The 22050-nt window shown below is 68.7% G+C and carries 24 protein-coding genes and 1 riboswitch; of the genes, 9 read left to right on the top strand and 15 right to left on the bottom strand.

The window, feature by feature from the left end:
• Positions 1-10 precede the first annotated feature (10 nt).
• On the bottom strand, positions 11-1108 hold the full coding sequence (gene ychF / locus E2L08_RS03885) for a redox-regulated ATPase YchF (RefSeq protein ID WP_133395753.1): 1098 nt from the start codon (positions 1106-1108) through the stop codon (positions 11-13).
• A 71-nt stretch (positions 1109-1179) separates the two neighbouring features.
• On the bottom strand, positions 1180-1374 hold the full coding sequence (locus E2L08_RS03880) for a hypothetical protein (protein ID WP_133395752.1): 195 nt from the start codon (positions 1372-1374) through the stop codon (positions 1180-1182).
• Positions 1375-1477: 103 nt separating this feature from the next.
• Between E2L08_RS03880 and trpA the strand changes: the two genes are divergently transcribed.
• The 7 genes from trpA to trpB all read left to right on the top strand — a co-directional run bounded on the left by trpA (position 1478) and on the right by trpB (position 7365).
• Positions 1478-2269 (top strand): tryptophan synthase subunit alpha, encoded by a 792-nt coding sequence (gene trpA / locus E2L08_RS03875; protein WP_133395751.1) that lies wholly within the window; start codon positions 1478-1480, stop codon positions 2267-2269.
• Between the two features lie 134 nt (positions 2270-2403).
• On the top strand, positions 2404-4155 hold the full coding sequence (rpsA, locus tag E2L08_RS03870; RefSeq protein ID WP_276321518.1) for a 30S ribosomal protein S1: 1752 nt from the start codon (positions 2404-2406) through the stop codon (positions 4153-4155).
• Positions 4156-4334: 179 nt separating this feature from the next.
• Positions 4335-4616 carry an integration host factor subunit beta gene (gene ihfB / locus E2L08_RS03865; RefSeq protein ID WP_133395749.1) on the top strand — a complete coding sequence of 94 codons (282 nt, stop codon included), beginning with the start codon at positions 4335-4337 and terminating at the stop codon, positions 4614-4616.
• Positions 4617-4624: 8 nt separating this feature from the next.
• On the top strand, positions 4625-4987 hold the full coding sequence (locus tag E2L08_RS03860) for a lipopolysaccharide assembly protein LapA domain-containing protein (protein ID WP_133395748.1): 363 nt from the start codon (positions 4625-4627) through the stop codon (positions 4985-4987).
• The gene (locus E2L08_RS03855) at positions 4984-5646 is read left to right on the top strand and encodes a phosphoribosylanthranilate isomerase (protein WP_133395747.1); all 663 of its coding nucleotides are present in this window, start codon (positions 4984-4986) and stop codon (positions 5644-5646) included. Before E2L08_RS03860 ends, E2L08_RS03855 begins: the two co-directional genes overlap by 4 nt.
• 91 nt (positions 5647-5737) lie before the next feature.
• The gene (locus tag E2L08_RS03850; RefSeq protein WP_133395746.1) at positions 5738-6103 is read left to right on the top strand and encodes a tryptophan synthase subunit beta; all 366 of its coding nucleotides are present in this window, start codon (positions 5738-5740) and stop codon (positions 6101-6103) included.
• Positions 6104-6141: 38 nt separating this feature from the next.
• The gene (gene trpB, locus E2L08_RS03845) at positions 6142-7365 is read left to right on the top strand and encodes a tryptophan synthase subunit beta (RefSeq protein WP_133395745.1); all 1224 of its coding nucleotides are present in this window, start codon (positions 6142-6144) and stop codon (positions 7363-7365) included.
• Between the two features lie 9 nt (positions 7366-7374).
• On the opposite strand, the gene E2L08_RS03840 is transcribed toward trpB, so the two are convergent.
• The 4 genes from E2L08_RS03840 to E2L08_RS03825 all read right to left on the bottom strand — a co-directional run bounded on the left by E2L08_RS03840 (position 7375) and on the right by E2L08_RS03825 (position 9914).
• Positions 7375-7950, bottom strand: a complete 576-nt coding sequence (locus E2L08_RS03840; protein WP_133395744.1) for a DUF4893 domain-containing protein — start codon at positions 7948-7950, stop codon at positions 7375-7377.
• Complete coding sequence (locus E2L08_RS03835) at positions 7947-8339, bottom strand: DUF2237 family protein (protein ID WP_133395743.1); 393 nt, start codon at positions 8337-8339, stop codon at positions 7947-7949. Before E2L08_RS03835 ends, E2L08_RS03840 begins: the two co-directional genes overlap by 4 nt.
• Before the next feature lie 53 nt (positions 8340-8392).
• Positions 8393-9082 (bottom strand): aminoacyl-tRNA hydrolase, encoded by a 690-nt coding sequence (pth, locus tag E2L08_RS03830; protein ID WP_133395742.1) that lies wholly within the window; start codon positions 9080-9082, stop codon positions 8393-8395.
• Positions 9083-9245: 163 nt separating this feature from the next.
• Entirely contained in the window at positions 9246-9914 is a 669-nt protein-coding gene (locus E2L08_RS03825) for a 50S ribosomal protein L25/general stress protein Ctc (protein ID WP_133395741.1), read from the bottom strand.
• Between the two features lie 169 nt (positions 9915-10083).
• On the opposite strand from E2L08_RS03825, the gene E2L08_RS03820 reads away from it, so the two are divergent.
• Positions 10084-11259 carry an alpha-hydroxy acid oxidase gene (locus E2L08_RS03820; protein ID WP_133395740.1) on the top strand — a complete coding sequence of 392 codons (1176 nt, stop codon included), beginning with the start codon at positions 10084-10086 and terminating at the stop codon, positions 11257-11259.
• A 62-nt stretch (positions 11260-11321) separates the two neighbouring features.
• Positions 11322-13253 carry an alpha-amylase family protein gene (locus E2L08_RS03815; protein WP_133395739.1) on the top strand — a complete coding sequence of 644 codons (1932 nt, stop codon included), beginning with the start codon at positions 11322-11324 and terminating at the stop codon, positions 13251-13253.
• A gap of 10 nt (positions 13254-13263) precedes the next feature.
• On the opposite strand, the gene E2L08_RS03810 is transcribed toward E2L08_RS03815, so the two are convergent.
• From E2L08_RS03810 to E2L08_RS03770, 9 genes are all read right to left on the bottom strand, one after another.
• Positions 13264-13872 (bottom strand): (d)CMP kinase, encoded by a 609-nt coding sequence (locus tag E2L08_RS03810; protein WP_133395738.1) that lies wholly within the window; start codon positions 13870-13872, stop codon positions 13264-13266.
• Positions 13872-14306, bottom strand: coding sequence for a GFA family protein (locus tag E2L08_RS03805; RefSeq protein ID WP_133395737.1), 435 nt, complete (start codon positions 14304-14306; stop codon positions 13872-13874). The genes E2L08_RS03810 and E2L08_RS03805 overlap by 1 nt, the downstream gene beginning before the upstream one ends.
• Positions 14303-15655, bottom strand: coding sequence for a 3-phosphoshikimate 1-carboxyvinyltransferase (gene aroA, locus E2L08_RS03800; RefSeq protein WP_133395736.1), 1353 nt, complete (start codon positions 15653-15655; stop codon positions 14303-14305). Before aroA ends, E2L08_RS03805 begins: the two co-directional genes overlap by 4 nt.
• 281 nt (positions 15656-15936) lie before the next feature.
• Entirely contained in the window at positions 15937-16656 is a 720-nt protein-coding gene (trmB, locus tag E2L08_RS03795; RefSeq protein ID WP_133395735.1) for a tRNA (guanine(46)-N(7))-methyltransferase TrmB, read from the bottom strand.
• A gap of 142 nt (positions 16657-16798) precedes the next feature.
• Positions 16799-17980 carry a methionine adenosyltransferase gene (gene metK / locus E2L08_RS03790; protein ID WP_133395941.1) on the bottom strand — a complete coding sequence of 394 codons (1182 nt, stop codon included), beginning with the start codon at positions 17978-17980 and terminating at the stop codon, positions 16799-16801.
• Between the two features lie 7 nt (positions 17981-17987).
• Positions 17988-18037: riboswitch (SAM-SAH riboswitch) on the bottom strand.
• Positions 18038-18076: 39 nt separating this feature from the next.
• On the bottom strand, positions 18077-19579 hold the full coding sequence (lnt, locus tag E2L08_RS03785) for an apolipoprotein N-acyltransferase (protein WP_133395734.1): 1503 nt from the start codon (positions 19577-19579) through the stop codon (positions 18077-18079).
• Positions 19572-20438: a CBS domain-containing protein gene (locus tag E2L08_RS03780; protein WP_133395733.1), complete on the bottom strand. Its 867-nt coding sequence runs from the start codon at positions 20436-20438 to the stop codon at positions 19572-19574. The genes lnt and E2L08_RS03780 overlap by 8 nt, the downstream gene beginning before the upstream one ends.
• Before the next feature lie 10 nt (positions 20439-20448).
• Positions 20449-20973: an rRNA maturation RNase YbeY gene (gene ybeY, locus E2L08_RS03775; RefSeq protein ID WP_133395732.1), complete on the bottom strand. Its 525-nt coding sequence runs from the start codon at positions 20971-20973 to the stop codon at positions 20449-20451.
• A complete protein-coding gene (locus E2L08_RS03770) occupies positions 20957-21916 on the bottom strand; it encodes a PhoH family protein (RefSeq protein WP_370450612.1) in 960 nt (319 codons plus the stop codon). Before E2L08_RS03770 ends, ybeY begins: the two co-directional genes overlap by 17 nt.
• Between the last annotated feature and the right edge of the window lie 134 nt (positions 21917-22050).

Here is a 22050-nt window from a genome sequence, read left to right as displayed (position 1 = left end):
CGGCGCGGGGTCAGGCGTTGAAGAGGAAGTGCATCACGTCGCCGTCCTGCACCTCGTAGGCCTTGCCCTCGACCCGCATCTTGCCGGCTTCCTTGGCCCCTGCCTCGCCGTTCAGCGCGACGAAATCGTCATAGGCGATCGTTTCGGCCCGGATGAATCCGCGTTCGAAATCGCCGTGGATGACCCCCGCGGCCTGCGGGGCCTTCACCCCCTGCGGCACGGTCCAGGCCCGCGCCTCTTTCGGGCCCACGGTGAAATAGGTCTGCAACCCCAAAAGCGCGTAGCCCGCCTTGATGAGGCGGTCGAGCCCCGGCTCGCCCAGGCCCAACTCGGTCAGGAACTCCTCGGCCTCGTCGCCGGCAAGCTGGGCGATCTCTTCCTCGATCCGGGCCGAGATCACCACCGTTCCCGCGCCCTGCCCCGCCGCCATCTCGCGCACGCGTTCGGACTGGGCATTGCCGGTCGCGGCCTCGTCCTCGGCCACGTTGCACACGAAAAGCACCGGCTTGGCGGTCAGAAGCTGGAGCATCCGCCACGCGCGCATGTCCTCTTCGGCGATCTGCACGACGCGCGCCGGGCGCCCCTCTTCCAGCGCGGCCTGCGCGTCCTTCAGCAGCCGCTCCTGCTGGAGCGCCTCCTTGTCGCCGCCGCGCACCTTGCGCGAGAGGTTGGCCAGCCGCCGCTCGACCGAATCCAGGTCGGCGAGCATCAGCTCGGTCTCGATGGTCTGCGCATCGGCGACCGGATCGACCCGCCCCTCGACATGGGTGACGTCGCCATCCTCGAAGCAGCGCAGCACATGGGCGATGGCGTCGCATTCGCGGATATTCGCGAGAAACTGGTTTCCCAGCCCCTCGCCCCGCGAGGCGCCTTTGACCAGCCCGGCGATATCGACAAAGGTCATCCGCGTGGGCACGACCTGCCGCGATCCGGCGATCTCGGCCAGGCGGTCGAGCCGGCGGTCGGGCACCGCGACCTCGCCCACATTGGGCTCGATCGTGCAGAAGGGAAAGTTCGCCGCCTGCGCCGCGGCGGTCCGCGTCAGCGCGTTGAACAAGGTGGATTTGCCAACATTGGGAAGGCCGACAATGCCCATTCTGAAGCCCATCGGGACATCTCCGCTCGGGGGTACGCGGGCCTCTTAGGGGTGCGGCCCGCGGGACACAAGCCGCGCGGGCCTCAGGGGCGGCCGCGACGGTCCGCGTGATCCTGGTAGATCAGGATCCAGGCCAGCACGATGAACATCGGATGGGTCAGGCCGCCCGAAAAGATGATCGCGGGCACCCAGATCACGAAGACCACGAGAGACAGGATGATGCGGCCGAGCAGGAGGATCGACAGCGGCGGCAGGAAAAGTGCGAGTACATAGTTCATGGCCCGATAGATAGGAGCGCACCCGCCATTGCACAATTCCCCCCGAACGGTCAGACCTGCGCCGGGGCGCGGGCCCCGCGACATCGCAAGCAGGGAGGTGCGCGTGAGCCGGATCGAGAAGCGGTTCGCCCGGCTGGGCGAGGAAGGCAGAAAGGCGTTCGTGGCCTATATCATGGCGGGCGATCCCGACCCGGCGCGCTCGGCCGCGCTGATGGTCGGGCTGCCCGAGGCGGGCGTCGACGTGATCGAGCTGGGCATGCCCTTTACCGACCCGATGGCCGACGGCCCGACGATCCAGCTTGCCGGGCAGCGCGCGCTCGAGGCGGGCCAGACGCTGGCCGGCACGCTGTCGATGGTGCGCGATTTCCGCCGGCACGACGACGAGACCCCGATCGTGCTGATGGGCTATTACAACCCGATCTATGCCCGCGGGGTGGAGCGGTTCCTCTCCGAGGCGGCCGAGGCCGGGATCGACGGGCTGATCGTCGTGGACCTGCCGCCCGAGGAAGATGAAGAGCTTTGCCTGCCCGCGCGCGCGCATGGCATCGACTTCATCCGTCTCGCCACGCCGACCACCGACGACGAACGCCTGCCCGCGGTTCTCGCGAACACCTCGGGTTTCGTCTATTACGTCTCGATCACGGGCATCACCGGTGCCGCGACCGCGCAATCGGCCGAGATCGGCCCCGAGGTGGAGCGTATCCGCGCGGCCTCGGGCCTGCCGGTCGTCGTCGGGTTCGGCATCCGCACTCCCGAGGCCGCGGCCGAGTTCGCGGCCATCGGCGACGGCTGCGTCGTGGGCTCGGCCATCGTCGCCGAGAATGCCAGCGGCAAGCCCGTCGAAGAGGTGCTGGCCTTCGTGCGCAGCCTCGCCGAGGGCACGCACCGCGCCTGAGCGGGCGGCCCCGCGCCCTTGCCAAACCGGCCCGCGCCGCCTATACGCGCGGGCGTCGAAGGGGCGGAACAGTCCCGGACGGGGCAGGGCCGGTCACGCACCGGCCCTTTTTCGCATCCCGGCCGCCCGCTTGAATGACCAAACTCCGAGACCCGCGGAGACAACCGCGCGGCCAGCAAAGACGTGAAAAGGAAACCCGAGACCTAATGGCTCAAAACGCATCAATGGAGGAATTCGAAGCCCTCCTCAACGAAAGCTTCGAGATCGACACGCCCGACGAAGGCTCCGTGGTCCGCGGACGTGTCCTGGCGATCGAGGCCGGACAGGCCATCATCGACGTCGGCTACAAGATGGAAGGCCGCGTCGATCTCAAGGAATTCGCCCAGCCCGGCGAAGCCCCCGAAATCAATGTCGGCGACGAGGTCGAGGTGTACCTCCGCCAGGTCGAGAACGCCCGCGGCGAAGCCGTCATCAGCCACGAGATGGCCCGCCGCGAAGCCGCGTGGGACCGTCTCGAAAAGGCCTATGCCGACGAGAACCGCGTCGACGGCGCGATCTTCGGCCGCGTCAAGGGCGGGTTCACCGTCGATCTCGGCGGCGCCGTGGCCTTCCTGCCCGGCTCGCAGGTCGATGTGCGCCCGGTGCGCGATGCCGGCCCGCTGATGGGTCTCAAGCAGCCGTTCCAGATCCTCAAGATGGATCGCCGTCGCGGCAATATCGTGGTCTCGCGCCGCGCCATCCTCGAGGAGTCGCGCGCCGAACAGCGCGCCGAGGTCATCGCCAACCTCGAAGAGGGGCAGGCCGTCGACGGCGTGGTCAAGAACATCACCGAATACGGTGCCTTCGTCGACCTGGGCGGTGTGGACGGGCTTCTGCACGTCACCGACATGGCATGGCGCCGGGTGAACCACCCCTCCGAGATCGTGAATATCGGCGAGACGATCAAGGTGCAGGTCATCAAGATCAACAAGGAAACCCACCGTATCAGCCTGGGCATGAAGCAGCTCCAGGACGATCCGTGGGATGCCGTCGAGGCCAAGTTCCCGCTGGGTTCGGTCCATTCGGGCCGCGTGACGAACATCACCGATTACGGTGCCTTCGTCGAGCTCGAGCCGGGTGTCGAGGGGCTCGTCCACGTCTCGGAAATGAGCTGGACCAAGAAGAACGTCCACCCCGGCAAGATCGTCTCGACCTCGCAGGAGGTCGAAGTGATGGTGCTGGAAATCGACAGCCAGAAACGCCGCGTGTCGCTGGGTCTCAAGCAGACCATGCGCAACCCCTGGGAGCTTTTCGCCGAAAGCCACCCGCCGGGCACCCGCGTCGAGGGCGACGTCAAGAACATCACCGAGTTCGGCCTGTTCATCGGGCTCGACCAGGATATCGACGGCATGGTTCACCTGTCGGACATCTCGTGGGACGAGCGCGGCGAGGACGCGATCCAGAACTTCCAGAAGGGCGACACGGTGCATGCCGTCGTCACCGAGGTGGATGTCGAGAAAGAGCGGATCTCGCTCTCGATCAAGGCCATGGATGACAGCTTCAACGAGGTCGTCTCGGGCGTCAGCCGCGGCTCGATCATCACCGTCGAGGTGACGGCGATCGAGGATGGCGGCATCGAGGTCGAGTACGAGGGCGCCAAGTCCTTCATCCGGCGCTCGGACCTCAGCCGCGACCGGGCCGAACAGCGCCCCGAGCGGTTCCAGGTCGGCAACAAGGTCGACGTGCGCGTGACCAATGTCGATCCGAAGTCGCGCCGCCTCGGCCTGTCGATCAAGGCCCGCGAGATCGCCGAAGAGAAAGAGGCGGTCGAGCAGTACGGTTCGTCCGATTCGGGGGCGTCGCTGGGCGACATCCTCGGCGCGGCGCTGAACCGCGACGACGACTGAGGGTTCACACCCTTATCGAAGACGACCGGGGCCCCGTGCAGCATCGCGCGGGGCCCCGTTTCATCGAAGCCCGCGGATTGCCGCGGAAAATCCGTGGAATAATCAGGTTCCGGTTCCCCGAGACGCCGAAGCGCCCTATACTTCACCGTCATGTGAGCGATGGGCGGAAGACAGCTTCGATGATAAGATCCGAACTGATCCAGAAGATTGCCGACGAGAATCCGCATCTGTACCAACGCGATGTGGAGCGTATCGTGAACACCGTCTTCGAAGAGATCACCGAGGCGATGGCCAACGGAAACCGCGTGGAACTTCGCGGGTTCGGGGCGTTTTCGGTAAAGCGGCGCGACGCGCGGACCGGGCGCAATCCGCGCACCGGCGAATCCGTCGAGGTCGAGGAAAAGCACGTTCCCTTCTTCAAGGCCGGAAAGGCCCTGAGGGACCGTCTGAACGAGGAGTGAGCGCGCCCATGCGTATTATCAAGATCATCCTGCTGGCGATCGTGGCGGTCTGCCTCGTCGTGCTGGCGCTCGCCAATGCGCAGCTCGTGACGCTGCGCGTCCTGCCCGAGGCGATGGCGGGTTTCCTGGGGCTTACCTGGACCGTGACGCTGCCGATGTTCGTCGTCCTGCTGGGCGCCGTGCTGGTCGGGCTGCTGATCGGTTTCCTCTGGGAATACCTGCGCGAGCACAAGCACCGCGCCGCCGTGCGCACCGAACGCCGCCGGCGCGAGGATCTCAAGCGCGAGGTCGACCAGATGAAGACCGAGCGACGCGGATCGGGCGACGACGTCCTCGCGCTCCTGGATGACAGCGGCACCGGCCGCGCGTGACCGTCCGCATCAAGTTCTGCGGCCTGACCGATCCCGCCGACGTGCCCGCCGCGATCCTCGCCGGTGCGGGGTACCTCGGCTTCGTGTTCTACGCGCCCTCGCCCCGGCATCTCGACCTCGCCACGGCCGCCGCCCTGTCGCAGGCGGTCCCGCCGGGCATTGCGCGGGTGGCGCTTACCGTGAACGCGGATGATGCGACGCTCGACGCGCTGACCGACGCGGTGGGGCTCGACATGCTCCAGCTTCACGGGCGCGAAACGCCCGAGCGCGTGGCCGCGCTGCGCGACCGCTGCGGCCTGCCCGTGATGAAGGCCGTCGGAGTCGCCACGCGCGACGATCTCGCCGCGCTCGACGCGTTCGAGGCGGTGGCCGACCAGATCCTCGTCGACGCCAAGCCGCCCAAGGGGGCCGACCTGCCCGGCGGCAACGGCATCGCGTTCGACTGGCGGCTGATCGCGGGGCGGTCCTGGCGCAAGCCGTGGATGTTGGCGGGCGGGCTGACGCCCGGCAATGTCGCCGAAGCCCTGCGCCTGACCGGGGCGCGGCAGGTCGACGTGTCCTCGGGCATCGAAACGGCACCGGGCGTCAAAAGCGGCGATCTCATGCGCGCGTTCGCCGATGCCGCGAACGCCGCCCAGCCCGCCGGGGCGGCGGGCTGATCCGACGGCTTGCACAGGCCACGCGCGGGGTTACGTCGCTACACATGACTTTGCGCGCCGCATCCCCCGCGCCCCGTCCGGGGCGGCAGCCGTGACCGACGAAGAGCGCGAGGCCCGGCGCGAGCGGTCCGGCAAGCGGCTCGACCGCCAGTTCGAGGCGATGGGCCACGCCGTCCCCCCGGCGCAGCGCGCGATCCGCTCGCTGAGGTTCGGGCGGCTGGCCCGGCTGCGGCTGCCGCTCGCCATCGCGCTGATCATCATGGGATTGTTCAGCTTCCTTCCGCTCATGGGGATCTGGATGGTGCCGCTGGGGCTGCTGCTGCTGGCGCTCGACATTCCGGCGCTGCGCCCCGGCGCCTCGGCGGTGGCGATCCGGTCCCGACGCCGGTTCCGCAGGATCAAACGCCGCATCGCCCAGCGCCGCGCCCGCCTTGCCGAGCGGCTGCGCCGCCGATAGACCGACAGCCACCCCGCCATCCCCCGAAAGGTGAACCGATGCCCGAGGATCTGCTCAATTCGTTCATGTCCGGCCCCGACGAAAAGGGCCGGTTCGGCAATTACGGCGGCCGGTTCGTGTCGGAAACGCTGATGCCGCTGATCCTGCGGCTCGAGGCGGAATACGAGCGCGCCAAGACCGACCAGCGCTTCTGGGACGAGATGCACGACCTCTGGACCCATTATGTCGGCCGGCCCTCGCCGCTTTACCATGCCGCGCGCCTGACCGACCGGCTGGGCGGCGCAAAGATCTACATGAAGCGCGACGAGCTGAACCATACCGGCGCGCACAAGATCAACAACGTGCTGGGTCAGATCCTGCTGGCGCGGCGGATGGGCAAGGAACGCATCATCGCCGAGACGGGCGCGGGCCAGCACGGCGTCGCCACGGCGACCGTCTGCGCCAAGTTCGGGCTGAAATGCGTCGTCTACATGGGCGCCCACGACGTCGAGCGGCAGGCGCCCAACGTGTTCCGCATGCGCCTCCTCGGGGCCGAGGTCGTGCCCGTGACCAGCGGACGCGGCACGCTCAAGGATGCGATGAACGACGCGCTGCGCGACTGGGTCACGAATATCCGCGATACGTTCTACTGCATCGGGACGGTGGCCGGGCCGCACCCCTATCCGGCCATGGTGCGCGATTTCCAGTCGATCATCGGCAAGGAGGTACGCGAGCAGATGCAGGCCGCCGAGGGACGCCTGCCCGACACGCTGATCGCGGCCATCGGGGGCGGGTCGAACGCGATGGGGCTGTTCCATCCCTTTCTCGACGACAAGGACGTGCGCATCATCGGGGTCGAGGCCGGCGGCAAGGGCGTCGACGACCGGATGGAGCATTGCGCCTCGCTCACCGGCGGGCGGCCGGGCGTGCTGCATGGCAACCGCACCTACCTGCTGCAGGACGATGACGGTCAGATCCTCGAGGGGTTCTCGATCTCGGCCGGGCTCGACTATCCGGGTATCGGGCCGGAACATGCGTGGCTCAAGGATGTGGGGCGCGCGGAATACGTCTCGATCACCGACCGCGAGGCGCTCGACGCGTTCCAGCTGTGCTGCGAGATGGAGGGGATCATCCCCGCGCTCGAGCCCTCCCACGCACTGGCCCACGTGATGAAGATCGCGCCCGACCTGCCCTCCGATCACCTGATCTGCATGAATATGTGCGGGCGCGGCGACAAGGATATCTTTACCGTGGCCAAGGCGCTCGGGGTCGAGATCGGCTGAGCGCGCGACTCACCGCGTCAGGTACAGGATGTCAAAGGTCGCGCCCGGCACGGGGAACGGGAACATCAGCCGCGCGGCATCGGGCCCGGTCTGCTCGAACACGGCCACCTGCCGGTGGGTCTCGCCCGGCGCCGACAGGCCGAGCCCTTCGGGCAGATCCGCGTAATCGCCCGCCGGCGCGTCGCCGGTGAACCCTGCCCCGCGATAGATCGCCCGGCCTTCGGTCAGGGCGATGACGCCGCGGCTCCGTTCCGATCCGGTGAGCTTTTCGAACCGCCATTCGGTCGGGCCGGTGATCTCGATGCGGCACGCAAAGGGCGCGAACACGGCAAGCGGCGCCACCCCGCCCAGCCGGATCGTGCGGCAGGACCAGTCGCCCGACGGCGCAGGCGGCCCCGCCCGGCCCGACAGCGCCTCGGTCAGCAGGGCCAGATCGCCCTGCGCCCCCCCTGACAGGGCCGCGAGCAGCCCCTCGCCCGCCGCCTCGTCGAACCGGTCAAGCCGCGACAGGTCCGCCGGGTCGAGCGCGGGCGCCGCCGCGACCGGCCCCGCGACCGCAAGGCAAAGCGCCAGCGCGCGCCTCATGGCAGGTCGCTGTCGGGGTCGGGCAAGGCGCGGTCGTGCAGCACGCCGATCGGCACGATATCGAGAGCGCGCGCATGGGTGGCGGCCAGGTCCACCATCGGCGCGGCCCCTTCGCCATGCGCCTGCAGGAACCGGCCCGCACATAGACACCACCGGTCGCCCGGTTTCAGGCCGGGGAACGCGTATTCGGGCCGGGGTGTCGACAGGTCGTTCCCCAGGTATTTCGACAGGGCCAGGAACTCGGCCGTCATCACGGCGCAGACCGTATGGCTGCCCCGGTCCTCGGCGCAGGTATTGCACGATCCGTCCCGGAAAAACCCTGTCTGCGGCTCTATCGAGCAGGGTTGCAGCGCGCCGCCGAGCACGTTGATCGCGGGGTCCTTGTCCATCTTTCACCTCTCTCTGAAGGCCAAGCTAGACCGGCCCGACCAGCCGGAAACCCTCAGCGGAACCGATCCACCAGCTTTTGCAGCGAGGACCGTTCGTCGCGCGGGGCCTCGGCCTCCGCCGGCGGGGGCTCGGGGGGCCGCGGGCCATCGGGGCGGGTGCCGGTCGAGGATCGCGGCGGGTTCAGCCGCAGCGCGACCGCGTTCGAGAACGCCGCCCGGTCGCCCTCGGCCAAGGCGGGGGCGCCGTCGCAGATGCCCCGCAGCATGTCGTCGAGCCAGCCCTCGTCGGCCTTGGCGAAATCGTGCAGCACGTAGCCCGGCACGCGGTCCTTGTGGCCGGGATGCCCCACGCCCATGCGGATCCGCCCGTAATCGGCGCCGATATGGGCGTGCAGCGACCGCAGCCCGTTATGGCCGGCATGCCCACCGCCCTGCTTGACCTTGAGCTTGCCGGGGGCGAGGTCGATTTCGTCGTGGAACACCACGATGTCGTCCGGCTCGACCTTGTAGAACCGCGCCGCCTCGCCGACGGAACGGCCGGACTCGTTCATGAAAGTCTGCGGCATCAGCAGCGCGACCCTTTCGCGGCCCAGACGCCCCTCGCTCAGCAGGCCCTGGAACTTGGCGCGGAACGGCGGAAAGCCGTGATCCCCGGCGATCCGCTCGACCGCCATGAAGCCGATATTGTGTCTGTGCCGTGCATATTTCGCGCCCGGATTGCCGAGACCGACGAACAGCCGCATCGCTGGAGCCTTTCGTTGTGACCTGGCCGAGACTAGCGCGCGGGGCGCGGCGGGACCATGCCCGCGGGACAATCGCGCGGTTCGAAAAATACCGTCGCCAAAACGGAAACGGCCGGCATCGTTATCGGATGCCGGCCGCGTCGTTCACCGTGGGAAAGCCGGATCAGCTTTCGTCCTGCTCGCCATCGGGCGGGCCCATCTCGGTCGTCGGAACCTCGTCGGCCGCCACGTCCTCGTCCTCGTCGTCCTGCTGCGAGGCAAGGCCCGACGGCGCCTGGATGTTGGCGATGACGAAATCGCGGTCGATGGTCGGGCGCGTGCCCTTGGGCAGGTCGATCATCGAGATGGTCAGCGTGTCGCCGATATCGAGACCCGCGACGCTGCCCACGATCTCTTCGGGGATCTCCCCGGCGGTGCAGCGCAGTTCGACCTCGGGGCGGACCATCGTCATCACGCCGCCGCGCTTGAGGCCGGGGCTTTCCTCTTCTCCCTCGATCCGCACCGGAATATACAGCGAAACCCGGCTGGTACGGCGCAGGCGCATGAAATCGACATGCGTCGGCAGATCCTTGACCACGTCGCGCTGGACGCCGCGGCAGATCACGCGGACGTCCTCGTGACCCTCGACCTTGAGGTTGAAGAGCTTGGCGAGGAAACGCCCGGCCTTCAGCTTTTTCAGCAACTCATTGTAGGGAAGATTGATGGGGAGCGGATCTGCCCCCCCGCCATAAACGATACCGGGCACGAGATTGTCGCGCCGGGCTTGACGAGCGGCCCCCTTGCCTGTCCCCGTCCGTTCGGTGGCGATGATATCAGGGATTTCACCGGCCATTCGGTTCTCCAATGTGCAAATGCGTGTAGCCCGCCCGGCCTCCAAGGGTGTCCGGTCGGCGCCGCGCGTATAGGCCAGCCGGGCGCGATTGGAAAGGGGCGCCGGGGCCGCGATTGCACGACGGCGATGCTGTTGCTAGGCCAGAGGCGCAGCCGCCCACGGAGTCGCCATGCCCGTCATCACCGAGATCGCCGATCTCAAGCGTCTCTACAAGCGCCGCGTGCCGCGGATGTTCTACGACTACTGCGAAAGCGGAAGCTGGACGGAACAGACATTTCGCGAGAACACGACCGATTTCGCGTTGATCCGCCTGCGTCAGCGCGTCGCCGTCGACATGGAGGGGCGGTCTGTCGCCTCGACCATGATCGGACAGGACGTGGCGATGCCGGTGGCGCTGGCCCCGGTCGGCATGACGGGGATGCAGCATGCCGATGGCGAGATCCTCGCCGCCCGCGCGGCGGGGCGGTTCGGCGTGCCCTATACGCTTTCGACCATGTCGATCTGTTCGATCGAGGATGTCGCCGCGGCGACCGACCGGCCTTTCTGGTTCCAGCTCTACGTCATGCGCGACCAGGAGTTTCTCGAGAACATGATCGCGCGGGCAAAGGCGGCGGGCTGCTCGGCGCTGGTGCTGACGCTCGATCTGCAGATCCTCGGCCAGCGCCACAAGGATATAAAAAACGGGCTCAGCACCCGCCCCAAGCCGACCGTGGGCACCGTCGCCGACCTGTCCTGGCGCTGGCGCTGGGGGCTCGGGATGCTCGGCACCAAGAGGCGGGGATTCGGCAACATCGTCGGCCACGCCAAGGGCGTGAAGGACGTGTCGTCGCTCATGGACTGGACCGCCGACCAGTTCGACCCCCGGCTCGACTGGGACAAGATCCGCCGCATCAAGGAGCTCTGGGGCGGCAAGCTGATCCTCAAGGGCATACTCGACGCCGAGGATGCGCGCCGCGCCGCCGACCTGGGCTGCGACGCCATCGTGGTGTCGAACCATGGCGGCCGGCAGCTCGACGGGGCGCTCAGCGCGATCCGCATCCTGCCCGAGATCGTCGAGGCCGTGGGCGACCGGGTCGAGATCCTCTTCGACAGCGGCATCCGCTCGGGGCAGGACGTGCTCAAGGCGCTGGCGATGGGCGCGCAGGGCACGTTCATCGGGCGCGCCTATATCTACGGGCTGGGCGCGATGGGCGAGGCCGGCGTGACCCGCGCGCTCAAGATCATCGCCAAGGAGCTCGACACCACCATGGCGCTCTGCGGCCGCAAATCTGTGCGCGATCTCGACCGCGACATCCTGCTCACCGGGCCCGAGTTCGACCGCTATCGCCGGGCGGACCGCCCATGACCGAGCGGCGCGGCAAACCTCCGATGGCCCGGCGATTCCGGCGCGTGGCGAAAGAAAAGACGATGCCCCAGACCCCCGCAGCCCCCGTGGCGGACAAGGCCCCCGCGGCCAGCATGACGGATGACGAGCTGTTCGAGCTGCGCTGGGCGCGAGCCGAAACCGACCTGCTTGAGCCGCTCGGGCGTCTTTACGGCCGGGCAATGCCGACAGCGACCCTGCGCGAGCGGATGCGCGCGCTGCTGGCCGCCAAATGGGCCGGGCGTCCGACCGATCTGCGACGGCTCGACCTTGCCCGCGATCTCGATCCCGACTGGTTCCGCAGCGAACGGATGGCGGGATACGTGTTCTATACCGACCGGTTCGCGGGAACGATGGCCGGCGTGGCCGAGCGTATCCCCTATCTCGAATCGCTGGGCATCACTTATGCCCATTTCATGCCCTGCCTGATGCCGCGCCCCGGCGACAGCGATGGCGGCTACGCGGTGATGGATTACGGCCGGATCGACCCCCGCCTCGGCACGATGGACGATTTCCGCGCCGTCACGGCGGCGATGCGCGCGGCCGGGATCAGCCCTTGCATCGACATGGTGCTGAACCACACGGCGCGCGAACATGCCTGGGCCGAGGCCGCGCGCGCGGGCGATCCGTTCTACCAGGCGTTCTACCGCCTGTTCGACGACGAGCGGATCCCCCTGCAATACGAGGAAACCCTGCTCGAGGTCTTTCCCGACCAGGCGCCCGGCAATTTCACCTGGGACACCGACCTGCAAAAATGGGTCTGGACGACCTTCAACCGGTTCCAGTGGGATCTGAACTGGGAAAACCCCGAGGTCTTTTTCGCGATCATGGGGATCGTGCTCGACCTCGCCAATGCCGGCGCCGAAGTGCTGCGCCTCGACGCCGTCGCCTTCATGTGGAAAAGGCTGGGCACCGTCTGTCAGAACGAGCCCGAGGTTCACGACATCCTCCAGGCGATCAACCAGGCCGCCAGCGTCGCCGCGCCCGCCACCGTCTTCAAGGCCGAGGCCATCGTGGGGCCGCATCAGCTCGTGCCCTATCTCGGCGCGGGGCGGCATGTCGGAAAGGTCTGCAACCTCGCCTATCACAACTCGCTCATGGTGCAGTTCTGGTCGGCGCTGGCCACGGGGCGGTCCGACATGATGACCGACGTGCTCCAGCGGCATTTCCCGACCGGGTTCACCGGGGCGCAATGGGCCACCTATATCCGCTGTCACGACGATATCGGCTGGGCCATCACCGAAGAGGACGCGGCGCGCACGGGCGTCACCGACCCCGGCCATCGCGCGTTTCTCGCCGATTTCTATGCCGGCCGATTTCCCGGCAGTTTTGCCCGCGGCGCCGATTTCCAGGTCAACGAGGCGACCGGGGATGCGCGGACCAACGGCAGTTTCGCGTCGCTGGCCGGGCTCGAGGCCGCGAGAGAGGCCGGCGATCCGACGCTGATCGAGATGGCGGTGGAGCGCATCCTGATGGGCCATGCGCTGATCGCAGGATTCGGGGGCATGCCCCTGATCTACATGGGCGACGAGATCGGGCTGCCGAACGACCTGGGCTATCGCAACGATCCCGACCGGGCCGAGGACGGACGCTGGATGCAGCGCCCGGCGATGGACTGGGACACGGCCGAGGCCGCGCCCGAGGCCGACACTCCCGAGGGCCGCATCTGGCGCGGCACCCGGCATATCCTGTCGGTGCGCGCGGCCACGCGCGCCCTTGCGGGCAGCGTGCCCTCGGTGGTCATGCGGACCGGCCATGACAAGCTGTTCTGCGTCCGGCGGGCGGGGGCGGAAAGCACGCTGGTCGCGGTCTACAACGTCACCGCCGAGACCCAGCAGATCGAGCTCGACCGCATCGGGATCGACCCCGATGCCCCGCCCATGGACCTGCTCGGCGCCAGCGTCCCACCCGTCGAAGACGGCCGCCTCGTCGTGCCGCCTTATGGCCGGATGTGGCTCGACACCCCGTTGTGGTAACGCCCCGCGCCTAGCCGCGCGCCCGTTCGACCACGGCGACGGCGGCCGCCACGGCCTCGTCGATGCCCAGCGCGGTCGTGTCGATATGCACCGCGTCGGGCGCGGCCATAAGAGGCGCGGCATCGCGGCCGGCATCGCGCGCGTCGCGGGCTTGAACGTCGGCCAGCACCTCGGCCAGGGTCGTTTCGGCCCCGGCAGCCCGCAGCTCGGCAAAACGGCGGGCGGCCCGCGTCTCGGGCGTGGCGGTGACGAAGAGCTTAACCTCGGCCTCCGGGCAGATCACCGTGCCGATATCGCGCCCGTCGAGAACCGCGCCATCGCCCAGCCGGGCGAACCGGCGCTGGAACGCCAATAGCCCCGCGCGCACCTCGGGCATGGCCGCGACGACGCTTGCCGCTTCGGCCACCGCGGCGCTGCGCAGGCCGTCGCGTTCGAGATCCTCGGGCACGAGCGCCCATGCCGCTGGCGCCGGATCCTCGCCGTCGAGCATCCGCGCGCCCGTCGCGCGGTAGAGCAGCCCGGTATCGAGATGGCTGAACCCGAAATGCGCGGCCACGCTGCGGGCGATGGTGCCTTTGCCGGCCGCGGCGGGCCCGTCTATGGCCACGGTGAACGCCATCAGGGCATCTCGGTGGTCATGTCGGGATCGGCACCGGGCGCCTGGGGCAGATTGTCGGCAATCTCGTAGTAATCGCCGCGAGACGCGCAAAAGATATGGCCCTGCGCCGACAGCCCCGTGGGCTTGTCGAGCGTCCCGGCATGGATCGACAACCGCGCCCCGCCCCCGTCCCAGAACAGGTTCGAGCCGCAGATCCCGCAAAAGCCGCGCCGCGCCGTGGCCGAGCTGTCGAACCAGGTCACGGGGCCTTCGATCTCGACGCTGTCGCGCGGGGCCGAGGTCGCGGCGACGAAATGACCGCTCGTGCGGCGGCACTGCTCGCAATGGCAGAACACGACCGGACGCAGCGCGCCCGTCACGCGATAGCTGACTTCGGAGCAGAGGCAGCCGCCGGTCTGCGACAGGTCGGCGGGATCGGCATCCAGCAGGCTCATTCCACCGGCCTTTCGAAATGCGCCCCGAGCGCGGTCATCAGCGGCTCGAACACCGGGAAGGAGGTAGCCACCGGCCCGGCATCGTCGACGCCCACGGGCTTGCGCGCGGCCATGCCGAGGCACAAAAACGACATGGCGATGCGATGATCGAGCCGCGCAGCGACCCGCGCGCCGCCCTCGACCCCGCCCGGCCCGCGGCCGTGCACGCGCCACCAGTCCGGGCCTTCGTCGACCTCGATGCCGCAGGCCCTGAGCCCCGAGGCCATCGCGTCGATACGGTCGCTTTCCTTGACCCGCAGCTCGGCCACGCCGGGCATGTCGGTCACGCCTTCGGCAAAGGCCGCGACGACCGACAGGATGGGATATTCGTCGATCATCGACGCCGCGCGCTCGGACGGCACGGTGATCCCGCGCATCTCGGGCGAGAACCGCGCGCGCAGGTCTGCGGCCGGCTCTCCGCCCTCGTCGCGGGGGTTCTCGTAGGTCAGATCGGCGCCCATCTCGCGCAGGGTCTCGAACAGCCCCGCGCGGGTCGGGTTCAGCCCGATATTGGGCACCAGCACGTCCGAGCCCTCGCAGATCAGCGCGGCGCAGACCGGGAACGCGGCCGAGGACGGATCGCGCGGCACGGCGATGGTCTGGGGGCGCAGCTCGGGGCGGCCCTGCAGGGTGATGATGCGCCCCTCGGGGCCGGGGCGGGTCTCGATCGTGGCGCCGAACCCGGCCAGCATCCGCTCGGAATGATCGCGCGTTGCCTCGCGCTCGACCACGACGGTCTCGCCCGGCGCGTTCAGCCCCGCCAGCAGCACCGCCGACTTGATCTGCGCCGAGGCGACGGGGGTCGCGTAATGCACGGGCACCGGATCGGCCGCGCCGATCAGCGTCAGCGGCAACCGCCCGCCCGACCGGCCATGCGATTGCGCCCCGAACAGCGACAGCGGCTGCGTCACGCGCCCCATCGGACGCCCCCTGAGCGAGGCGTCGCCGGTAAAGGTCGTAGCAAAACCATGCGTGGCCACGGCCCCCATGAGGAGCCGAACGCCCGTGCCGGAATTGCCGCAATCGACGATATCCTCGGGCTCGGAGAACCCGCCGACACCCACGCCATGCACCGACCAGGTGCCGTCCTCGCCGCGCGACACGATGGCCCCCAAAGCGGCCATCGCGCGCCCCGTGTCGAGCACGTCCTGCCCCTCGAGAAGCCCCGAGATCCGGGTCTCGCCCACGGCCATGGCGCCCAGGATCAGGGCGCGGTGGCTGATGGACTTGTCGCCCGGCACCTCGGCCGTGCCGCGAAGCGCGGCGCCGCCATGGGTGAAAAGAGGGTCTGGCGCGCCGCTATGGGACATGGGGCCTCGCTGCGTTGAAAGCGGGCCAGACGTTACATGCACCCCGCCGGGGCGCAAGCCGCAATCGCGCCCTCGCGCGGGGCTGCCGGGGCTAGAGCATGGCCAGCGTCGGCAGGACGACAAAGACGAAAAGAAGGAACGGCGCGAAGGTGAGGCGTTTCATGGGGCGACCTGCTCGTCTGCTTTTCTTTTCGGTCTAGCACCCGGATCGCGCGACGCGGCAGGATATTTTCACCCCGCGGCGGGGCATCGGTGGATACTTGCCGACCGGCCCCCGTGGCTCAGCCCGGCCGCCGCGCAAAGGTCAGGTAATGCGGGCGGCGCCCCTCGCGCAGGGCCTTTTGCTCGTAACGGGTCGAGATCCAGTCCGCCCAGGGCGTACGCCAGTCGTCGGGCCGTTCGGCGAGCCAGTCGAACCCCGCGCGCGGCACCTCGAGCAGGGCCTGCCGGACATAGTCGGGAATATCCGTGGCCACCCGCAGGATCGCGCCGGGCGCCATGACGCGGGCCAACGGCTCGAGATGTTCGGGCGTGACGAAGCGGCGGCGGTGGTGGCGCGTCTTGGGCCAGGGATCGGGATAGAGCAGGAACGCCCGCGCGATGGAGCGGGGCGGCAGCACATCGAACAGATCGCGCGCATCGCCGGGATAAACGGCGAGGTTGCCCGCCCCCGAGGCGCGGATCTTGCCCAGGAGCTTGGCCACGCCGTTGATATAGGGCTCGGCCCCGATGATCGCGATATCGGGGTTGGCCAGCGCCTGGTGAATCAGGTGCTCGCCCCCGCCAAAGCCAATCTCGAGCCAGATCGGCCGTTCGCCGAACCGCGCGGCAAGGTCTAGCGGACGCCGTTCGGGGTTCTCGGCCCAGTCGACCGCGCCCGGCGACAGGGCGTCGAGATCGGATTGCAGCCAGGCCTCCTGGTTGGGCTTGAGGTTATGCCCCTTTCGCCGGCCGTAGAAATTGCGCCAGGGCGCGGCGGGGTGTTTGGCTCGATCGGTCATGGGCCGGGGGTTTAGGCCCCCCGCCCGCGGCGCGCAATCGCTCCGGAGCGCGGGCGGCGGCCGGACGACATGAGTATTTCCGGAAACAGAGAAGGCAGGCCCGCCCGCCCCGACCGCGATGGCCGAAGCGGGCGGGCCGGTATCAGACCGCGCGTTTCAGCGTCTCGGCAAGGTCGGTCTTTTCCCACGAGAACCCGCCATCGGGTTCGGGCGCGCGGCCGAAATGCCCATAGGCCGCGGTGCGGGCATAGATCGGCCGGTTGAGTTCGAGATGGGTGCGGATGCCGCGCGGGGTCAGGTCCATGGCCGTGCGGATGGCCTTTTCGATCTGTTCCTCGTGGACCTCGCCGGTGCCGTAGGTATCGGCATAGATCGACAGCGGCTGCGCCACGCCGATGGCATAGGAGAGCTGGATCGAGCAGCGCTTGGCCATCCCCGCCGCCACCACGTTCTTGGCGAGATAGCGCGCGGCATAGGCCGCCGAGCGATCGACCTTGGTCGGGTCCTTGCCCGAGAAGGCCCCGCCCCCGTGCGGCGCCGCGCCGCCATAGGTGTCGACGATGATCTTGCGTCCCGTCAGGCCCGCATCGCCATCGGGGCCGCCGATGACGAAGATGCCGGTGGGGTTCACGTGCCAGTCGGTCGCCTCGGTGATCCAGCCCTCGGGCAGGATCTCGCGGATATAGGGCTCGACGATGTCGCGGATGTCGTCCGAGCTTTGCGACTCGTCGCGGTGCTGGGTCGAGAGGACGATGGACGTCACCTCGACCGGCTTGCCGTTTTCGTAGCGCAGGCTGATCTGGGATTTCGCATCGGGGCCGAGCGTCGGCTCCTGCCCCGATTTGCGCACCTCGGCCAGGCGGCGCAGCACCTGGTGGGCATAGTGGATCGGGGCGGGCATGAGTTCGGGCGTATCCTCGACCGCGTAGCCGAACATGATGCCCTGGTCGCCCGCGCCCTCGTCCTTGTTGCCCGTGGCATCCACGCCCTGCGCGATATGCGCCGATTGCGGGTGCAGCAGGTTCGTGATCTCGCAGGTCTTCCAATGGAACTTTTCCTGCTCGTAGCCGATGTCGCGGATGCAATCGCGTGCGATATCCTCGACCCGGTCGAGATACTCGTCGAGCTTGCCCTTGTCGGTCAGACCGACCTCGCCGCCAATCACGACCCGGTTCGTCGTGGCGAAGGTCTCGCAGGCGACGCGCGCCTCGGGCTGCTGGCCGAGAAAGGCATCGAGCACCGCGTCGGAAATGCGGTCGCAGACCTTGTCGGGATGGCCCTCGGACACGGATTCCGAGGTGAAGACGTAATTCTGACGCGGCATTGGGGAACGCTCCATTGATATGTCCGGACGCACGCCAGGAAGCCGTTGTGCGCCGATTGCCCGGCGATAGCTGCCGCGGCGGGGATTGTCGATACGCTACGGCAATTCGGCCGGGCGGCGGCGGCGCAGCCCGGCCGCGAGCAGCGCCAGCGCCATGGCGAGCGCCGCGGGCCAGTCGCCGATCCGGGCATAGACCGTGGGGGGCAGCGCCGCTGGCACCGGGTGGTCGAGCCGTCCGGCCCGGCCCAGAGGGATCGCGTCGAGCACCCGCCCCTTGCCGTCGATCACGGCCGAGATCCCCGTATTGGCGGCGCGCAGCAGGGGCAGCCCCTGCTCGATCGCGCGCATCCTTGCCTGGGCCAGATGCTGCTGCGGACCGGCGAAGGTGCCGAACCACGCGTCGTTGGTGACATGCAGCAGCCAGTCGGGCCGGGTCGGTGCCGCGCCGACCTCTTCGGGAAAGATCGCCTCGTAGCAGATGAGAGGCATCACCTCGCCCGCGGCCCCCAAGTCGAGGATCTGCGGCCCCGGACCGGCGGCATAGCCGAACCCGTCGCGCGCGGCGAGCCCGCGAAGCCCCAGCCCCGAGGCGAGCCGCCCCAGCGGGACGTATTCGCCGAAGGGCACGAGATGCCACTTGTCATAGGTCGCGAGGATCTTGCCCCCCCGGCCGATCACCGCGAGGCTGTTCCAGTAGCGCAGCCCCTCGGCGCGGTTGGCCCCCAGCGCGACCGGCACCCCGTCGGCGGCCTCCGCGATCTGGGCGAGCTCGGGCGCGCCGGGCGTCAGCAGCACCGGCAGCGCCGTCTCAGGCCAGACGATCAACGCGGGGCGCGCGCCCCCTGCGGTCAGATCGAGAAGCCGGTCGTAGAAGACGCCGGAGAGCACCGGGTCCCATTTCTCGTCCTGCGGGGCGTTGGGCTGCACCAGCCGCACGATGGGCGCGTCGACCGGGATCGCGGGCAGATCGCCCAGCCGCAGCGCCCCCAGCGCCAGCGGCAGGACGCAAAGCCCGGCGAGCCCCGCGGCCGCCGCGATCCGCCGCCCCGGCGCCCAGAGCGCCGCGACCGCCCCCGCCCCCAGGGCGGTCAGCGCCGTCAGGCCGAACGGCCCGGTAAAGGCCGCGATCTGGGCGGCCGGGGTTTCGGACCAGACATAGCCGATCAGGGACCAGGGAAAGCCGGTGAGGATCAGCGACCGCGTCATCTCGGCCGCGCCCAGCGCGGCGCCGAAGGACAGGGCGAACCGCCAGCCCGACGCGGAAAGGCGGCGCGCGCCCCAGAAGGCCGCGGCCCAGAACAGCGCGAAGCCCGTCGAGATCAGCACCAGCGCAAACGGGGCCATCCAGCCGTGGATCTCGGGCTCGACGAGGAACGGCTCGAAGATCCAGTGCAGGCAGAAGGCGAAATACCCGACCCCCCCGGCAAAGCCGATCCAGGCCGCGCGGGCCGGGCGCGACGCGGTTCGGCAAAGCCAGCCCAGCACCACAAGCGCCGCCAGCGCCACGGGCGTCAGCGCGAAAGGCACCTGGCCCAGCCCGGCCCCCGCCCCCGCGAGGGCCGCCAGCGCCAGCCTTGTCCGGGGTCTCGGGTCAGGCAACGTGGCCGGGCAGACGCACGCGCAGACGTTTCAGCCGGCGCGGATCGGCGTCGACCACCTCGAACTCGACCCCCGAAGGGTGGGGGATGACCTCGCCGCGGGCGGGCACGCGGCCCGTCAGCACCACGACGACCCCGCCCAACGTGTCGATCTCTTCCTCCTCGTCGGGGTCGGTCAGCTTGGTGCCGATCTCGTCCTCGAAGGCGTCGAGCGGCGTGCGGGCCTGCGCGACGTAGCTGCCATCCTGTTCGCGGGTGAAAAGATGCTCTTCGTCGGTGTCGTGCTCGTCCTCGATTTGGCCAATGACCTGTTCGATCAGGTCCTCGATCGTCACCAGCCCGTCGACCCCGCCATATTCGTCGATGACGAGCGCCATGTGCATCCGCTCGCTCTGCATGCGTTGCAGCAGCACGCCGATGGGCATCGAGGGCGGCGCGTAGATGAGCGGGCGGATCATCGCCGCCATGTCAAAGGCCGCGGCCCCGCCGAACCCGTTGCGCAGCGCGAAATCCTTGAGGTGAATCATGCCCTTGGGGGAATCGAGCGTGCCGTCATAGACGGGCAGGCGCGACATGCCGCTTTCGCGGAATACGCGCACGAGATCCTCGCAGGAGATGTCGATGGGCACCGACACGATCTCGACCGAGGGGATGGCCACGTCCTCGACCCGCATCCGTCGCAGGTTCAGCAGGCCGGGCGGCGTCCGGCCCGATGCGGTTTCGTCCACGCTTTCCGCGGAGTCGTCGTCCCCGTTCGAGAAAGCCTCGAATATCCGGCCGAAAAACCCGCGTTCGTTACTTTCGGGTTCGTCCGCATCGCTCGGCCCGCCTTGCGCGGACCCGTCCTCGACCTGTGTCATCTTCTCCAACTCATGAGACGTCCCCGGAATATGGATCGTGCAGACCCAGTTCCGCAAGTATTTCGGTTTCCAATCGTTCCATCAGCGCCGCATCGCCGTCGCGGTCGTGATCGAAGCCCAAGAGATGCAGGACGGCATGCACGAGCAGGTGGGTCACATGCGCCTCGAGCGCAAGACCTGCCGCGCGCGCTTCGGTCGCGCAGACCCCGAAAGCAAGCGCGATATCGCCGAGTTCCGCATCCCGCGCCGTGTCGGGCGGCGCGGGCATCTGACCCTCGACGCGCGCGCCGCGCTCGGCGCTGGGCCAGGACAGCACGTTGGTGGGGCGCGGCTTGCCCCGGAAATCGGCGTTGAGCCCCGCGATGCGCGCGTCGTCGCAGCCCAGAACGACGATCTCGCCCGCGCCGAGACCCAGGCGCCCCAGCGTGGCGCGCGCCGCGCGCCCGGCCAGCGCGTCGAGGGGGACGGTGTCCCACGCGGCATCCTCGATCACGGTTTCGACCGAGACGGCGCCCGCGTCAGGCGTCGCGTTCATAGGCCTCGATGATCCGCGCGACGAGCGGATGGCGCACCACGTCCGCCGAGGTGAAATAGCTGAAATCGATGCGCTCGATCCCGGTCAGCAGGCGTTCCGCATCGGCCAGCCCCGAGACCTGCCCGCGCGGCAGGTCGACCTGGCTGCGATCGCCGGTGACGACCATGCGCGACCCTTCGCCCAGCCGCGTGAGGAACATCTTCATCTGCATGGCCGTCGCGTTCTGCGCCTCGTCCAGAACCACGAAGGCGTTGGACAGGGTGCGCCCGCGCATGAAGGCCAGCGGCGCGATCTCGATGCGCTTTTCCTCCATCAGCCGCGCCAGCATCTTGCCTGGAAGGAAATCGTTCAGCGCGTCGTAAAGCGGCTGCATGTAGGGGTCGACCTTCTCCTTCATGTCGCCGGGCAGGAAGCCCAGCCGCTCGCCCGCCTCGACCGCGGGGCGGCTGAGCACGATGCGGTCCACGCGCCCCTCTATGAACATGTTCACACCGACGGCGACGGCGAGATAGGTCTTGCCCGTGCCCGCCGGCCCGATGCCGAAACACAGATCGTTGCCGAAAAGCGACCGCACATAGGACTTCTGGGCCTCGGTGCGGGGCTCGACCAGCTTCTTGCGGGTGCGGATCTCGATCCGGCCGCCCTGGAACAGCTCCATCTGGTCGGTATCGGTGGCGGGCGTCACGGCCTCGTCCTCGGGGGCGCCGCCCATGCGGATCGCGGCGTCGATATCGCCCTGCTCGATCTCGCGGCCCTGTTCGAGCCGGGAATAAAGCGCCTCGAGCACCTCGACCGCGCGCAGGGTCGAGTCGGGCTCGCCCATGACAGAAAGGCTGTTGCCGCGCCGTGCGATCTGCACGCCGAGTTGGTCCTCGATACGGACGAGATTGGCGTCGTACTGACCGCACAGGTCTATGAGAAGACGGTTATCGTCGAGTTCGATACGGCGTTCGACGGGCGAGGTTGCACCGGCTGCGGGGGCCGATACGGGGCTGGTGGAAATGGCCAAGCGGTGCTCCAGAAAGACGAACCTGTATCAAAGGTGGGCCGTTCACCGCGCCGAGACAAGGCCGCAGA

Origin of the sequence: Palleronia sediminis (assembly GCF_004358695.1) — a bacterium.
GTDB classification, from domain to species: domain Bacteria; phylum Pseudomonadota; class Alphaproteobacteria; order Rhodobacterales; family Rhodobacteraceae; genus Palleronia; species Palleronia sediminis.
The sequence above is the reverse complement of the archived record's forward strand: the minus strand, read 5'-3'. Positions and strand labels throughout refer to the sequence as shown.

Coding starts and splice junctions, on each gene's coding strand:
- ybeY (WP_133395732.1), bottom strand. CDS start 20,973: ATGAACGCGACGCCTGACGCGGGCGCCGTCTCGGTCGAAACCGTGATC.
- E2L08_RS03815 (WP_133395739.1), top strand. CDS start 11,322: ATGCCCCAGACCCCCGCAGCCCCCGTGGCGGACAAGGCCCCCGCGGCC.
- trmB (WP_133395735.1), bottom strand. CDS start 16,656: ATGACCGATCGAGCCAAACACCCCGCCGCGCCCTGGCGCAATTTCTAC.
- E2L08_RS03880 (WP_133395752.1), bottom strand. CDS start 1,374: ATGAACTATGTACTCGCACTTTTCCTGCCGCCGCTGTCGATCCTCCTG.
- pth (WP_133395742.1), bottom strand. CDS start 9,082: ATGCGGCTGTTCGTCGGTCTCGGCAATCCGGGCGCGAAATATGCACGG.
- trpB (WP_133395745.1), top strand. CDS start 6,142: ATGCCCGAGGATCTGCTCAATTCGTTCATGTCCGGCCCCGACGAAAAG.
- ychF (WP_133395753.1), bottom strand. CDS start 1,108: ATGGGCTTCAGAATGGGCATTGTCGGCCTTCCCAATGTTGGCAAATCC.
- ihfB (WP_133395749.1), top strand. CDS start 4,335: ATGATAAGATCCGAACTGATCCAGAAGATTGCCGACGAGAATCCGCAT.
- E2L08_RS03820 (WP_133395740.1), top strand. CDS start 10,084: ATGCCCGTCATCACCGAGATCGCCGATCTCAAGCGTCTCTACAAGCGC.
- E2L08_RS03780 (WP_133395733.1), bottom strand. CDS start 20,438: ATGACACAGGTCGAGGACGGGTCCGCGCAAGGCGGGCCGAGCGATGCG.
- E2L08_RS03835 (WP_133395743.1), bottom strand. CDS start 8,339: ATGGACAAGGACCCCGCGATCAACGTGCTCGGCGGCGCGCTGCAACCC.
- E2L08_RS03805 (WP_133395737.1), bottom strand. CDS start 14,306: ATGAGCCTGCTGGATGCCGATCCCGCCGACCTGTCGCAGACCGGCGGC.
- aroA (WP_133395736.1), bottom strand. CDS start 15,655: ATGTCCCATAGCGGCGCGCCAGACCCTCTTTTCACCCATGGCGGCGCC.
- metK (WP_133395941.1), bottom strand. CDS start 17,980: ATGCCGCGTCAGAATTACGTCTTCACCTCGGAATCCGTGTCCGAGGGC.
- rpsA (WP_276321518.1), top strand. CDS start 2,404: ATGACCAAACTCCGAGACCCGCGGAGACAACCGCGCGGCCAGCAAAGA.
- E2L08_RS03860 (WP_133395748.1), top strand. CDS start 4,625: ATGCGTATTATCAAGATCATCCTGCTGGCGATCGTGGCGGTCTGCCTC.
- E2L08_RS03840 (WP_133395744.1), bottom strand. CDS start 7,950: ATGAGGCGCGCGCTGGCGCTTTGCCTTGCGGTCGCGGGGCCGGTCGCG.
- E2L08_RS03825 (WP_133395741.1), bottom strand. CDS start 9,914: ATGGCCGGTGAAATCCCTGATATCATCGCCACCGAACGGACGGGGACA.
- E2L08_RS03810 (WP_133395738.1), bottom strand. CDS start 13,872: ATGGCGTTCACCGTGGCCATAGACGGGCCCGCCGCGGCCGGCAAAGGC.